Here is a 14,688-nt window from a genome sequence, read left to right as displayed (position 1 = left end):
GAGCTAAAGAGGAATTGTAATTTTCTCACTGAAAAATCTAAATACAGATTAACAGTGTCTCTATAGCTCTACTAACCGAACCAAAGAGGAATTGTAATTTTCTCACTGAAAAATCTAAATACAGATTAACAGCGTCTCTATAGTTCTACTAACCGAACCAAAGAGGAATAGTGTTTTTTTTACTGTAAAATTTAAAAACTAATTAACAGTGCCTCTATCGTTCTTACTAACTAAACCAACGATGAGTTTTAATTTCAACTTGCTATCATATCAATTGATTTGTTAATTGATAGTGTAACTAAGATTTATTTTTTCAGTCTCGTTAAAGACGGGCGCAGTATATTTTTTGCGTTTCCGCATGTCAACAAAAAAGGGTGATAAAAAAATTGGTTGCTGATAAATCAAGCAACCAATGTTCGTTATTTGTTAATTAGCCCTTTTTCGCTCATAATTAAAGCAAATTAAATATCCCACTTAATACTGCCAGCTAACTTCTCTTTCATTACTTCAAGCGGCTCATCTGGTTCACCAACGATAACAAGGCTTGCCTTACCGATATGCTCTGAAATCCCTTTTAAGTGTTGATCTTTAAATGAAGAGGAAGGCATAAACCCAGCATCTTCAGGAACCACAAAAACAGTAACGCGTCCTTTTTCACCTTTTAATATCATATGTAAAGCTGAAGTCCCTTCAAAACTACAATAGTTAACAAATAATACTTCACCAAAATTATCCATCGCTTTAGCACCGTATACTGCTAATTTGGCATTGACTGTTTGTAAGGTTGCATTTTCATTTGCTTTTGCAGTTAAAAAATACTCTTGTTTGACATGTTGTAACGCAACACTACCAATATCTGAATGTGGCTTTACTAATGGCACCGTACTCGCGGTATTAACAACCGCAGGCGAGTTCGTTAATTGTCCCATCATTGGCACACTAATACCGATCACAAACGCGATTGATGCTGCGATAGCAATATGCCAACGAGCACTGACCGTTTTATCATGTTCTAGAGCAAAACTTTGTTCTAGTAAGATTTTATCAGTGAGATCACTTGGTACATCAACTTGCAAACTATCTTTCAAGAATTTATCAAAGGCTTTTGATTCTTCAACCAAGTTTTTAGCACTATCAGAAGCTGCAGCTCGAGATAAAAATGCATCGCTTTTATCGTTAGGTGTCGCTATCGCTGAGTGCCGGAATAAAATATCATCCATGCGCTTCTCCGTTATTATTAATTTCTACTTTTAGGTTGGTTTTGAGCAAGTTTTTTGCTCTAAATAACCGTGTTAGGACAGTATTTTTATTTAAGTCCAATTGAATAGCTATTTCTTCAGCGGTAAAACCAGCTATCAACTGTAATAGTAATGGTTCTTTATAGTCTGATGGCAAAGCTGCAATTTTTTGCTGAATTAACTCTTTATCATAGGGACTACTATTTTCTTCTGCTGCTATTTCATAATCATCAATATCCACTAAAGCCAGTTGTTTTCGCTCAAAACGCCTTGCATTTTCTCGTCTTAAAATCGTAAACAACCACGCTTTAGCTGATTTATCATCTAATAAGCTATCTATACTTTTCCATGCTCGCAGGCAAGTCTCTTGCACTAGATCTTGAGCAACCTCAGGATCTCGGCAAATCCAAAATGCATAACGGTACAAATCTGCACTATATACATTCACTAATGATTCATATCTTTTTTGTTTTCTGTCCATATCCTTATAGACCGTCGACGATGAACTTTTATTTCGTTTTGATGTAAAAAAATTCATTTGTTTCCTTAATTACTGATTTAGTCCTACACTCTTTAACTTTATGCTTGTGCATAAAACTATCGACGACATAGCTAACATTGAATGTTTATAAATTAATTTTATTATTTTTGAAATTTTTTTTACTTAAAGTCGGTATCTATTATTGGACACATCATTGAATCACGCAATGCGTGCATTTTTACATTAAATATAAAGGATCTACATTATGAAAAAATCAAATATAGCATTGGCAGCAACAGTTTCTTCTATTCTAGCTATCGGTACGCTAGTTTCTTCTCCAGCGATGGCGGCAGGTAAAGAAAAGTGCTATGGCGTTGCTGCAGCGGGTCAAAATGACTGTGCCACTAAATCAAGCTCTTGTGCTGGCACATCTAAAGTAGATAACCAAGGCGATGCGTTCATCGCAGTGCCAAAAGGTTTATGTGATAAATTATCAGGTGGTAGCTTAAAACCAATTGAAGGTTAATAATAGCACTTCATCAAGTTAAACCAGTCATTTCAGCTAATTTTGATTGTTAACTTTATTTTTTGACAATAAAAAGCTGCCATTAATACTACTCTGAAAGGAAGTGAGTAGTATTAATTTTTTACAAGGGTTTATGTGAATAATATGAGTATAACCAATGTAGGCATAGGTTTAAGAGCTGAACACTATCAAGAGATACATCAAACTTCACCTGCCATAGACTTTTTAGAGGTCCATAGCGAAAACTACTTTGATAAAAATTCGCTCAATTACTTTTATTTACAACAATTAAGTGAACAATATCCACTTAGTTTTCATGGAATCGGACTTTCATTAGGTAGTGCGGAGGCTGTTTCTAAAGATCATTTAAAACAATTAAAAACACTAGTAGCAGAATTTAATCCTTTTTTAATATCAGACCACTTAAGTTGGAGTTCATGGCAAGGGACCTATTTTAATGATCTACTGCCAGTCCCTTACACAGAAGAAGCGCTATCTCGTTTTATTACCAATATCAATCAGGTTCAAGATCATTTACAAACACAAATAATCGTAGAAAACCCATCGTCATATTTAGAGTATAAAAATACTGATTATGATGAAGCGACTTTTCTTAATGAAATTAGTGAACGTACAGGTTGTGGACTGTTACTTGATATCAATAATGTTTACGTCAGTGCAACCAATAATAATTTTTCAGCACAACAGTACTTAGATGAAATTAACTTTAATAAAGTACAAGAAATCCACCTTGCAGGGCATATACGTAAACAATTTGCAGAAGGTGAGATATTAATTGATACGCACAGCAAATTAATCAGTGATCCAGTGTGGCAGCTGTACTCTGCAAATATTAATAAAATCAAAAATGCAGTCACTTTAATTGAATGGGATGCTGAATTACCAGCCCTTTCTGTACTATTAGGTGAAAGAGATAAAGCCAAACAATTCTTAAGAGAGGTTACTCATGATTAAACCTCCTAATCAAGACAACCTTGCCCCCTCTTCTTTAAACCTTAAACAGTTACAACAACAATTTAGTCAAAGTCTGTTGTATCAAGAATCTGATATCGCGTTGCAACTTAAAGAAAAACAAGGTTTTACATCTCAACAATTACTACAAATTCACCGCAACAATTTTGTGATGAGTGTAACCGAAAGTTTAAAAAGTACGTTCAAGTATACCGAGCAATTAGTTGGCGCAGATTTTTTTGACAGTGTCGCGAGACAATTTATTTTACGGCAACCACCGGCGATTAATAACATCATTGTTTACGGCGAACAATTTCCATTTTACTTATCAAATTTAACACAGCTAGCAGACATGCCTTACGTCGCAGAAATGGCAAAATTTGAATGGTTATATGAGCAATGCCAAAAAACAGTACAACAACCGATTGAGTTTGATCTGCAATCACTACAACAAGTTAATCCCGATGACTTTGAATACATACAATTTTCAATTCCATCGCATTGCCTAATTTTTGAGAGTTCACAAAATATAAACTTGTTGTATCAAATGCTAATTAATAACAATGTTGAAGCAACGAATTTAGATCAACCGTGTTACTTATTATTAGAAAAAGAACCTAACTTTACTATAAAAGTAACTGAGCTATCCAAGCAGCAATGGCAATTAATACAGCAACTACAACAGAAAATGCTACTTGGGGCATTGCAGCCAAGTACTTTACAGGAACAATTAAGTTATTTAATAACAGCCAATTTAATTGGTGATTTTAGTATCGTTAAAGTTAAGGAGAACCAATGAATACATTAATTAATTATTATCAGCAAAGCGTGCAAGCATTGCTGCAATATATACAACCCTTAGTATTACTTGCAGCACGTTTATGGGTAGCCAGCGTATTTTTCAAGTCAGGCTATTTAAAGTTTACCACTTGGGACAGTACCCTGTATTTATTTGAAGAAGAATATCAAGTGCCCATTATTCCTTGGGAATTAGCCGCTTATCTTGGTACTGCAGCTGAATTAATATTGCCAGTATTTTTGGTACTAGGTTTGTTAACACGCCCAATGGCCGCTATTTTATTTGTATTCAACATCGTGGCAGTGATTTCTTACCCTGTAATTTGGGAAGGAGGATTCTTTGACCATCAATTCTGGGGAGCACTTATTTTAATGAATGTGATGTGGGGAGCAGGTAATATTTCATTAGATTATTTATTAAAGAAAAAAGCGAACGCTTAATAAGGCCATCAAGCCTTTGAACATGCACCTGCGTTTTAATTATTAGAAGCACACTCGTTTTAATAATTAAAGCTACATACATAATGTAAGGTAATGTTTGTAGCGGCCTTGTACAGATATTCGAGCTTGTTTCTAACAAGGCCTTTTACAAGTAGAGTGATAATATTTATTACTGAAAGTAATTCATTTCTAAATTCGCACAATAGATGCCATCATTTCACAATTAAAAAATCGTAATATAAATTAACCGGCTGACCATTAACCTCAACTACTATGTCAAGTCGCCATAGCATTTTATCTTCAGTACAAACACCTAACATGCTTTTTCCCGTCGATTGTTGTTTACCTGCTATATTAGTCACTTCAGTAAATTTGATAGGTATCTTACCCATAAACATGGTTTTACCTATTATTTTAGCACTGCTTACCTGCCAGTTTTCAACCTTGCTTTCTAGAGTTAAGTGGAACCACTGCTCAGGGATAATCTTCCCGCCCTCTACAGATAAACTGAACGCCCCCCACAGAGAATTAAAAACACAGGGCTCAGAGAAATCACACAAAACCTCTTCAACCTTATCGCTCTGCACACTCTCTTCCTGATTTTTTTCAATAACAGGTGATAGTTCAATGGTTCTCCATATAAATAAACCAATTAGTAAGCTAAGCATAATAACTAATTGAATCAATCTGCTTTTTGTTAACATTGCAATTCCTTGTAAAAATAGTGGTTAACGCGCATTTTTTAACATATCCAGTAATTTTATTAACATTAAAGCAATGCAAATCTGTTCATTTTTTTAATTGTCGCGTAAACTTCCCGCCAAATATAGATGTTTTAAGTGATATTTTAAAATTTTTATATTGAATACTTATTTTTACGTCATAACGAACGTACATTGTAAATACATGCATGGAATCAACACAATGACAACCGCAACCAATATTCAACCTGACTACAACATGAAAGTTGTTCGTCAGTTTACACTTACTACCATTCTCTGGGGTATCGTGGGCATGAGTGTCGGGGTGCTTATTGCAGCCCAACTTATATGGCCAGCTTTAAACTTTGATACACCTTGGCTTACTTATAGTCGTTTACGTCCCCTTCATACTAATGCAGTTATTTTTGCATTTGGTACGTCTGCGTTAATGGCAACTTCTTTTTACGTTGTACAACGTACCTGTCAAACAAGATTGTTTGGTGGTCCGTTAGCCTCAATTGTGTTCTGGGGATGGCAGCTAGTTATATTATCCGCTGTTATTTCTTTACCGTTAGGCTACACATCTACTAAAGAATATGCAGAACTAGAGTGGCCAATCGATTTGCTTATCGCAGCTATTTGGGTTGTGTATGCCATTGTATTCTTTGGCACCATGACGATACGTAAAACCTCGCATATTTACGTTGCTAACTGGTTCTTTGGTGCATTCATTCTAACCGTTGCGGTATTGCATATTGTTAATAGTATGGCAATTCCTGTTTCTATGTCGTCAATGAAATCATACTCTGTCTATGCAGGTGCAGTAGATGCCATGGTGCAGTGGTGGTACGGTCATAATGCCGTAGGTTTCTTATTAACGGCAGGCTTCCTAGGTATGATGTATTACTTCGTACCCAAACAAGCTAATCGCCCAGTTTATTCTTACCGCTTATCGATCATCCACTTTTGGGCATTGATTGCAGTTTATATTTGGGCTGGTCCACACCACCTTCATTACACTGCTTTACCAGATTGGGCACAATCATTAGGTATGGTGATGTCACTGATCTTATTCGCTCCATCTTGGGGTGGCATGATCAATGGTATTATGACGCTATCAGGCGCGTGGCATAAATTACGTACAGACCCTATTTTACGTTTCTTAGTTGTTTCATTATCTTTCTATGGTATGTCTACCTTTGAAGGTCCTATGATGGCAATTAAAACGGTTAATGCCTTATCACATTATACTGACTGGACAATTGGTCATGTACATTCAGGTGCGCTTGGCTGGGTTGCAATGGTATCAATTGGTTCAATTTACCACTTGGTTCCTCGATTATTCGGTCAAAAAGGCATGTATAGCACTGCACTAGTTAACTTACATTTCTGGTTAGCAACTATCGGTACTGTTTTATACATTGTTGCAATGTGGATCTCTGGTGTAATGCAAGGGTTAATGTGGCGTGCTGTTAATGAAGACGGTACCTTAACTTATACCTTCGTAGAATCATTAGAAAAATCTTACCCGTTCTATACAATCCGCTTTGTAGGTGGTGTGATCTTCTTAACTGGTATGTTTATTATGGCTTACAATACATACAAAACAGTTTCTGCTGAAGAAGGCTCTATCAAGCCTCAAGAACTAGGTTAGAGGGAGTTACTAATGAAACATGAATTTATAGAAAAAAACGTTGGTTTATTAGCTATTTTTATCATCATCGCGATTAGCTTTGGTGGTTTAGCTCAAATTACACCGTTAATATTCCAAAAAGAAACTAATGAGCCTGTGGATACTTTACGTCCTTACACCGCTTTAGAGATGGAAGGTCGTGATATTTATATCCGTGAAGGCTGTCATGTGTGTCATAGCCAAATGATTCGCCCTTTCCGTGCTGAGACTGAACGTTACGGTCACTACAGTATGGCTGGTGAGCATGTTTGGGAACATCCATTCTTATGGGGTTCTAAACGTACTGGTCCTGACTTAGCACGTGTTGGTGGTCGTTATTCAGATGCGTGGCATGAAGTTCACTTACTGAATCCTCGAGATGTAGTGCCTCAATCAAATATGCCTGGCTTCCCATGGTTAGCAACTAATTTGTTAACGGGTGAAGATACCGCTGCAAAACTGTCTATATTTAAAGACCATTTTAGTGTGCCTTATACTGATGATGATATTGCTGGTGCTAAAGCTGCTGTTGAGGGTAAAACTGAAATGCAGGCATTAATTGCATACTTACAATCACTAGGTCATGCATTTAAATAATAAAAATAGTGCCTAGCAATAGGCACTTCGGCTACTGGAGGCTATATGGATTTTGCAACATTTAACGGACTATATACATTATTCTTAATTATTATTTTCGTTGCGTTGATTTTATGGGCATACAGTAAAAAACAAAAACAGACATTTGAAGAAATGGGTAATTCTATTTTTGAAGATGATCTGGACTCAAAACAGTATGAAAGCACCTCAAGCGAACATACAGGAGCTAAAAAATAATGAGCATTTTTTGGACAATATGGATCTCTGCGATCACGTTAACTGTCATTATCGGTTGTGCAGTTCTTCTGAGAGCAGCGAATAAAAATAATACAGGCGTTAAAGAAGGCGATCCAATGCCTCATACCTTTGATGGCATTCAAGAACTTAATAATCCACTGCCTAAATGGTGGGTTGGTCTGTTTTGGTTTACGATTGTTATCGCGCTGATTTATTCATTCGCTTTCCCAAGTTATACCGCTAATTGGAATGGTTTATTAGGTTGGTCAAGTTCTGAGCAAAGTGTTAAATCAAAAGAAGAATCGGCAGAAGCAGCTGCGACATCGCATTCACAGTACCAGCGTGAAATGAATGAAGCAGAGATAAAATACGGTGAAGTTTTTAAAAAATTAGTTTATACCGATGCTGATACTTATAAAGATATTGAATTAATCGCTCAAGATCCTAAAGCAGTAAAAGTAGGACAACGTTTATTCTTACAAAACTGTGCCCAATGCCATGGTTCAGATGCCCGTGGTGGTAAAGGTTTTCCTAACTTAACTGATAATGATTGGTTATATGGTGGTGAAGCACTTACTATCAAACAAACACTAATGCATGGTCGTAATGGTGTGATGGTTGCTTGGAAAGATATCTTAGGTGAAGATGGCGTTAAAGAAGTTGCTACTTATGTATTACAACTAAGTGGTCGTCGTGTAAATGATCTTGACGCGCAAGCTGGTAAAGAACGTTTTGTTGTTTGTGCAGCATGTCATGGTGCAGATGGTACGGGTGGTCAAGCATTCGGAGCACCTAACCTAACCGATAAAACTTGGTTGTACGGTGGTTCACGTAAAGCTGTTGAAGATACTATTCGTAACGGTCGAAATGGTGTGATGCCAGCATGGGGTGAAGTACTAGGTGAAGATAAAGTACATCTTATCTCTGCTTTTGTTTACTCTTTATCTAATAAATAAATAGACAACAAATTAACCTATAAACTAGGTTAATAAAATAAAAAGCCTCGTTTTATCGAGGCTTTTTTATAGCTAAAATTTACTGTAAATGCTAGATTATCGCCCATCAAGTCCCCCTTTTTTAATAACAGGAACAACCATGCAAACAAAAGAAAAAAAATCTTGGTTTAAACAATTTTGGCCTTGGTTTTTAATTATTTTACCATTGGCAGCGGTTGTTGCCGGGCTCAGTACACTAATGATTGCCTCTGACAATAAGCCTGAAATGGTTATCGATGATTACTACAAAACAGGTAAAGCAATCAATGCCGATTTAAGTTTACTTAAAAAAGCCAAAGAGTTGGGCATATCTGCTATTGTCGAACAGCAACAAGATGGATTATTAATTACCTTAACTGGTTTAGACAGTAATACATCAATCAGCTTTTCACTCTTTCATTCAACCCAAGCTAAGCGCGATAAAATAACCATGCTTACAGCGGCCGCTGATGGTAGTTATCACTTTGAAACCGATCAAGCGTTAGATGGTAAGTGGACACTACGCTTAGAGCCTTTTGATAAAAAATGGCGCTTGCAAAAGTCAGTAAAATTTCCAAATGCTAAAATAGCACTATAAAATGCAAAGTGTCAGTCAGTGCTTTCACTGTGGAGAGCCTAACCCAAACAATACGCCTTTCAAGGTAACCATTAACGGCGTACAACAAAAAATGTGCTGTCCCGGCTGTGAAGCTGTAGCACAAACCATCGTTGACAGTGGGTTGAGCTCTTATTATGAACACAGAACAGAAGTAGCAAGTAAAGGGGAATCACTGATCCCTGAAGAGCTACAACAGCTCGAACATTATGATATTGAACAAATTCAATCGGACTTTACAAAATCAACGGGGTCAAGCACTGAAATAACCCTAACCATAGAAGGTATAAGTTGTGCAGCCTGTGCTTGGTTAATTGAAAAACAACTTCGTTTTTTACCCGGGCTGGTTTTTGTCAATGTGAATACCACCTTAAATCGTGCAGTTATTCGATGGGATAATGAACAACTTGTTTTAAGTAAAATTTTACAACAAATCCAAAAAATTGGTTATAAAGCGTACCCCTTCCAAGTCAATCAGCAAGAACTTTTTTATACTCAACAAGTAAAGTCTTATTTACGTCGTTTAGGTCTTGCGGGCTTAGCTACCATGCAAGTAATGATGTTTGCGATTGCTTTATATGCGGACTTTTTTTCCGGTATGGAAGAAGAATTTATTCACTATTTTAGATGGGTAAGTTTTATTTTAGCGACCCCCGTTTTGTTATACAGTGCTCAACCTTTCTACGCCAATGCATGGCGTAATATTCGTAATAAAACATTGGGCATGGATATTCCTATTTCAATTGCATTGTTAGGTGCTTATAGCGCTTCTGGTTATGCAACAATTATGGGCCGTGGAGAGGTTTATTTTGAATCTGTTTCTATGTTTACTTTTTTACTCTTACTGGGGCGACTATTAGAGTTAAGAGCGCGTCGTAAAGCATCAGAAACCAGCAGTAACTTATTACGTTTGTTACCCGCCATGGCGACATTATTAGAAACAAATAATGGCGAGGCGATACAACAATTAATACCCGCGAAGACGTTACAACCAGGGCAACATATATTAGTTAAGCCAGGAGAAACGATTGCTATTGATGGAAAAATTATTGATGGACAGAGTAACATCGAAGAATCCATGTTAACTGGAGAGCATTTACCTGTATTTAAAAAGTCACAGGATAATGTTTATGCTGGTACAGTTAATATCAACGGCATTCTGACCATTGAAGTAATTAAAGTCGGTAACAACACACTTATTTCTGACATCATAGCATTACAAAATAGTGCTCAATTGTGTAAACCACGTATTGAAGTAATGGCAGACACAGTGTCTCGTTATTTTGTTGGTGCATTGTTAGTGACCGCTACACTCACTTATATTGGCTGGAGTATCATTGATTCAGAACAAGCTTTTTGGATCACCTTATCAGTCTTAGTAGCAACCTGCCCCTGTGCATTATCGCTCGCGACCCCCACTGCACTGACCTGTGCTACAGCTCAATTAAACAAACATGGCATTCTCATCAAACAGCACCATGTGTTAGAAACGGTTAATAATATTAAACATGTTGTATTGGATAAAACGGGCACATTGACACAGGGTAACTTTAAACTCTTAAATACCCATATCCTCAATCATAAGTGCTTTCCAAAATCGGTTAATCAACAACAAATATGTATCGATTTGGCAGCTAATTTAGAAGTTAATTCAGAACACCCTATCGCGATTGCTTTTACACAATTACAAAGTCAGAAGTTGTCACTAAACAACATTAAAAATATGCCAAGCCAAGGTATGCAAGCAACTTGGAGCCACCTACAAGAAGAACATAATATTAAGTTAGGTCATGCTAAGTTTTGTAAAGTAGAGCATGCATTATCGAGCCAAGAGTTATTGATTTATTTAACTATTGATGACCAATTAGCAGCGATATTTGAGTTGGGAGATCAATTACGAGATTCTGCGGCGGGGCTAATAAATTTTTGCCAACAAAAACATTTAGATGTCACCATGTTAACCGGTGACATTTCTAACAAAAGTGAAGAAGTAGCTAAGCAATTAAATATTAAACATGTTGTAAAGGGTGTCAGCCCACAACAAAAATTAGCTTATATTCAAACATTACAACAATCACAACCAGTAATGATGATTGGCGATGGAATCAACGATGCTCCGGTATTAGCTGGCGCTCATGTTTCAGTTGCACTTTCTAGTGGTACTGATATTGCAAAAAATAGTGCAGATGTGATCCTACTCGGCTCAGATTTACAGAAGATAAGCTTATTAACAACGAACGCTAAAAAAACGACAACCATTATTAAAGAAAATCTCGGTTGGGCAATCGGCTACAATATTATTATTGTTCCACTTGCCATCATGGGCTTAGTTCCCCCCTATGTAGCAGTGTTAGGTATGTCCTTTAGCTCTCTAATTGTAGTGAGCAACTCTTTAAGGTTACTAAAATGAGTATAATTTATGTGTTGATACCGATTGCCATGATCTTTGTTGCAATCGCTGTACTGGTCTTTTTTTGGGCAGTAAAATCTAATCAATATGATGATTTAGATAGAGAAGGTGTAAATATTCTTTTTGATGAAGATATGACCCCGAGTAAAACTTCACAAGCAGACCTTACTGATACAGAAAATAGTGAACAGAGTACTGAAAACAACGCGCCAATGAATACAACGATAAGCGCAACGATAAGTACGGCGAAGAAAAAAAGTGGTAAACCTTCCGATGCTCGTTAATGACTTTTTCAGCGCCTTCTTAATTGGAATTTTAGGGGCCGGACACTGTATCGGCATGTGCTCAGGTATTGCTAGTGCCTTAAGCTTTTCAATCAGTCCTACACAAAAAAATGGATTGTTATCATTACTCTTGTATAACCTAGGCCGCATTAGCAGTTATTCTATTGCTGGGTTTATCTTTGCTGCAAGTAGTAGTGTCCTCATCATCTGGATGGGTGGTAAAGAATCACTTATTTATCTGCGCATCTTTGCAGCAATAATGATGCTATTACTGGCATGTTATATTGCACGCCTATGGAATGGACTGATAATTGTAGAAAGAGCAGGGCAATTAATATGGCGTTTCATTAAACCGCTGGCACAATATTTTTTACCTCTTAAGCACCCTCTTTTAGCATTTCCTCTGGGGTTTTTGTGGGGTTGGCTACCCTGTGGTTTAGTTTATTCTACTTTAGTCTGGGCAATAAGTACCGCGGATGCCGTCAATGGCTTATTAATAATGCTAGGTTTTGGCCTTGGTACTTTACCGGCCATGATGTTGGTTGGCTCATTAAGTCATCGATTAAAAACGATCCTCAACAAGCAATGGTTTAGGTATAGCAGCGGGCTTATACTTGCCCTGTTTGCCTTACAAACACTGTATATTGCCTACAAACAATTAAGTTAATCTGCGTCGAATTAGGTAGAGATTCGTCACAGCATCGATTAAGACAAGCCTTTATGTAGCTTTAGGTATTCAAAGTCACTTTATAATAACCGCTATAAGATGTTATAATTGATTGAAATCAACAAATTTAAGAGTGGAATATGGAAAAAAATAACTCAGGTCGAGTACAAGCCGCTGGTAGTTCAATACATTGTCAAGATTGTAGTATTAGTCAGCTATGCATTCCCTACTCTCTTAATGAGTCTGAATTAGATCGTTTAGATGACATTATAGAACGTAAAAAACCGATTCAAAAAGGACAAGAAATTTTTAAAGCTGGCGAAGATATGAAGTGTTTATATGCCATTCGCTCAGGGACTTTAAAATCTTACACAATTACTGAACAAGGCGATGAGCAAATTACGGCTTTTCATTTAGCTGGAGATTTAGTAGGTTTTGATGGTATTAGTTCTGGTAGTCATCCAAGTTTTGCACAAGCTCTTGAAACGGCAATGATATGCGAAATACCTTACGATACGCTAGATGATTTATCAACGACGATGCCTAAACTAAGACAACAAATCTTGCGTTTAATGAGTAATGAAATCGTTGGCGATCAAAATATGATCTTACTGCTTTCGAAGAAAAATGCAGAAGAAAGATTAGCTTCATTCATTCATAATTTATCAGTGCGTTATTCTGCTCGCGGTTTCTCTCCAAGAGAATTTAGATTATCAATGACACGTGGCGATATTGGTAACTACTTAGGGTTAACTGTAGAAACTATCAGTCGCTTGTTAGGTCGTTTCCAAAAAAATGGCATGATTGCAGTTAAAGGTAAATACATCACAATATTAGATGAACCGCAACTCGCTGAGTTAGCAGGCCAATAACATAAATTTAACATCTCCTCCATTTCCAATTTTAAATAGCCAGAAACTGATTTAATTTGATTTTTCTGGCTAATATCACTATATGTTTGCCTCCATTTGTTCTAAATTAGAGTTAAGTGATTTATTAAATCTCGGAGGCTAACATGCTCAAATACCGTAATATTTTAGTTTATATAGATCCAACTCAAGAGCAACAACCCGCATTGCAACGTGCAGTCGAAATTGCACAAAAAGGAAAAAATGCAAAAATAACATTATTCCTATGTTGCTATGACCTTACCTATGAAATGACCTCTTTAAGCTCCATGGAAGAACGACATGCCATGCAGTCGCTTGTTATACGTGACAACAGAGAATGGTTAGAAACGCTAGCTGCGCCTTATCGTGAACAAGGATTAAGCATTGGTTGCCAGGTACACTGGCATAACCGACCTTTCCAAGCAGCAATTCAATCAATATTAAAAGAAGGTTATGATTTATTAATTAAATCAACACACCCTCACTCTCGTCTTAGTGCTATTTTATTCACGCCGACGGATTGGAATTTATTACGTAAATGCCCAGTACCACTTTTATTAGTTAAAGCTAAATCATGGCCTGAAAATGGTAAAATTTTATGTGCTATTGACTGTAAAAGTATTCAAGATACCGAGCACCATGATCTTAATGAAACAATTTTAAGTGAAGCGAATGACATTGCAGCGATGATCAATTCAAATATTCATGTAGTTAATGCTTACCCAAGCCCTCCTATGAATATTATGATGGAGCTACCTGAATTTGATCCTATTCATTATGAAGATGGATTAAAAAAATTCCATCAACAAACCTTGAGTGATTATGCTCGAAAATACCAAGTAGATGAAAAAAATATCCACTTGCATCAAGGTTTACCAGAAGATGTGATCAGCTCTGTTGCCTGTGATATTAAAGCAGAATTAGTTATTTTAGGCACTGTGGGCCGCTCAGGTTTAGGATTAACATTACTCGGCAATACCGCAGAACAAGTAATTGATAAATTAGACTGTGACTTACTAGCACTTAAACCAGAAGGTTTTGTTAGTCCAATCAAACTTGAATAAGCATGACTAGACTTTTAGGTCTGAAATTGCACTGTTGACTGACAATAATTAGTAGTCGTCGAAGGTGATAGTTGATAGTTGATAGTTGATAGTTGATAGTTGATAGTTGATAGTTGATAG

17 protein-coding genes are annotated in these 14,688 nt (G+C 36.7%); 14 read left to right on the top strand and 3 right to left on the bottom strand.

Going from position 1 to position 14,688, the window contains the following annotated elements; genetic code table 11:
- Window positions 1-461 precede the first annotated feature (461 nt).
- Together MT390_RS17875 and MT390_RS17870 are read right to left on the bottom strand one after the other, a co-directional pair.
- Window positions 462-1,220 (bottom strand): DUF3379 family protein, encoded by a 759-nt coding sequence (locus MT390_RS17875; RefSeq protein WP_499442494.1) that lies wholly within the window; start codon window positions 1,218-1,220, stop codon window positions 462-464.
- Window positions 1,213-1,776, bottom strand: coding sequence for a sigma-70 family RNA polymerase sigma factor (locus tag MT390_RS17870; RefSeq protein ID WP_166370551.1), 564 nt, complete (start codon window positions 1,774-1,776; stop codon window positions 1,213-1,215). Before MT390_RS17870 ends, MT390_RS17875 begins: the two co-directional genes overlap by 8 nt.
- A 208-nt stretch (window positions 1,777-1,984) precedes the next feature.
- Between MT390_RS17870 and MT390_RS17865 the strand changes: the two genes are divergently transcribed.
- The 4 genes from MT390_RS17865 to MT390_RS17850 all read left to right on the top strand — a co-directional run bounded on the left by MT390_RS17865 (window position 1,985) and on the right by MT390_RS17850 (window position 4,456).
- A complete protein-coding gene (locus tag MT390_RS17865) occupies window positions 1,985-2,245 on the top strand; it encodes a BufA1 family periplasmic bufferin-type metallophore (protein WP_166370553.1) in 261 nt (86 codons plus the stop codon).
- Window positions 2,246-2,389: 144 nt separating this feature from the next.
- Window positions 2,390-3,220: an MNIO family bufferin maturase gene (bufB, locus tag MT390_RS17860; RefSeq protein ID WP_499442492.1), complete on the top strand. Its 831-nt coding sequence runs from the start codon at window positions 2,390-2,392 to the stop codon at window positions 3,218-3,220.
- Window positions 3,213-4,016 carry an HvfC/BufC N-terminal domain-containing protein gene (locus MT390_RS17855; protein ID WP_499442490.1) on the top strand — a complete coding sequence of 268 codons (804 nt, stop codon included), beginning with the start codon at window positions 3,213-3,215 and terminating at the stop codon, window positions 4,014-4,016. Before bufB ends, MT390_RS17855 begins: the two co-directional genes overlap by 8 nt.
- Window positions 4,013-4,456 carry a DoxX family protein gene (locus MT390_RS17850; protein WP_166370559.1) on the top strand — a complete coding sequence of 148 codons (444 nt, stop codon included), beginning with the start codon at window positions 4,013-4,015 and terminating at the stop codon, window positions 4,454-4,456. Before MT390_RS17855 ends, MT390_RS17850 begins: the two co-directional genes overlap by 4 nt.
- Before the next feature lie 212 nt (window positions 4,457-4,668).
- Here the strand turns inward: MT390_RS17850 and MT390_RS17845 are convergent, their stop codons facing one another.
- Complete coding sequence (locus MT390_RS17845) at window positions 4,669-5,160, bottom strand: hypothetical protein (protein WP_499442488.1); 492 nt, start codon at window positions 5,158-5,160, stop codon at window positions 4,669-4,671.
- A gap of 220 nt (window positions 5,161-5,380) precedes the next feature.
- On the opposite strand from MT390_RS17845, the gene ccoN reads away from it, so the two are divergent.
- From ccoN to uspE, 10 genes are all read left to right on the top strand, one after another.
- Entirely contained in the window at window positions 5,381-6,811 is a 1,431-nt protein-coding gene (gene ccoN, locus MT390_RS17840) for a cytochrome-c oxidase, cbb3-type subunit I (protein ID WP_499442486.1), read from the top strand.
- 12 nt (window positions 6,812-6,823) lie between these two features.
- Window positions 6,824-7,426 (top strand): cytochrome-c oxidase, cbb3-type subunit II, encoded by a 603-nt coding sequence (gene ccoO / locus MT390_RS17835; RefSeq protein WP_166370565.1) that lies wholly within the window; start codon window positions 6,824-6,826, stop codon window positions 7,424-7,426.
- 45 nt (window positions 7,427-7,471) lie between these two features.
- On the top strand, window positions 7,472-7,663 hold the full coding sequence (locus MT390_RS17830; RefSeq protein WP_028870405.1) for a cbb3-type cytochrome oxidase subunit 3: 192 nt from the start codon (window positions 7,472-7,474) through the stop codon (window positions 7,661-7,663).
- Window positions 7,663-8,619: a cytochrome-c oxidase, cbb3-type subunit III gene (gene ccoP, locus MT390_RS17825; protein WP_499442483.1), complete on the top strand. Its 957-nt coding sequence runs from the start codon at window positions 7,663-7,665 to the stop codon at window positions 8,617-8,619. Before MT390_RS17830 ends, ccoP begins: the two co-directional genes overlap by 1 nt.
- Before the next feature lie 139 nt (window positions 8,620-8,758).
- Window positions 8,759-9,235: a FixH family protein gene (locus MT390_RS17820; RefSeq protein WP_166370569.1), complete on the top strand. Its 477-nt coding sequence runs from the start codon at window positions 8,759-8,761 to the stop codon at window positions 9,233-9,235.
- 1 nt (window position 9,236) lies between these two features.
- Complete coding sequence (locus MT390_RS17815; protein WP_166370571.1) at window positions 9,237-11,663, top strand: heavy metal translocating P-type ATPase; 2,427 nt, start codon at window positions 9,237-9,239, stop codon at window positions 11,661-11,663.
- Window positions 11,660-11,947 (top strand): cbb3-type cytochrome oxidase assembly protein CcoS, encoded by a 288-nt coding sequence (ccoS, locus tag MT390_RS17810; RefSeq protein WP_499442480.1) that lies wholly within the window; start codon window positions 11,660-11,662, stop codon window positions 11,945-11,947. Before MT390_RS17815 ends, ccoS begins: the two co-directional genes overlap by 4 nt.
- Window positions 11,937-12,614: a sulfite exporter TauE/SafE family protein gene (locus MT390_RS17805; RefSeq protein WP_499442500.1), complete on the top strand. Its 678-nt coding sequence runs from the start codon at window positions 11,937-11,939 to the stop codon at window positions 12,612-12,614. Before ccoS ends, MT390_RS17805 begins: the two co-directional genes overlap by 11 nt.
- A gap of 140 nt (window positions 12,615-12,754) precedes the next feature.
- On the top strand, window positions 12,755-13,486 hold the full coding sequence (locus MT390_RS17800; protein WP_499442478.1) for an FNR family transcription factor: 732 nt from the start codon (window positions 12,755-12,757) through the stop codon (window positions 13,484-13,486).
- 143 nt (window positions 13,487-13,629) lie between these two features.
- The gene (uspE, locus tag MT390_RS17795; RefSeq protein ID WP_166370577.1) at window positions 13,630-14,568 is read left to right on the top strand and encodes a universal stress protein UspE; all 939 of its coding nucleotides are present in this window, start codon (window positions 13,630-13,632) and stop codon (window positions 14,566-14,568) included.
- The last annotated feature ends 120 nt before the right edge of the window (window positions 14,569-14,688 follow it).

This window comes from Vibrio sp. 2-Bac 85 (assembly GCF_037546705.1).
In the GTDB taxonomy this organism is placed as follows: Bacteria; Pseudomonadota; Gammaproteobacteria; order Enterobacterales; family Psychromonadaceae; genus Psychromonas.
The sequence above is the reverse complement of the archived record's forward strand: the minus strand, read 5'-3'. Positions and strand labels throughout refer to the sequence as shown.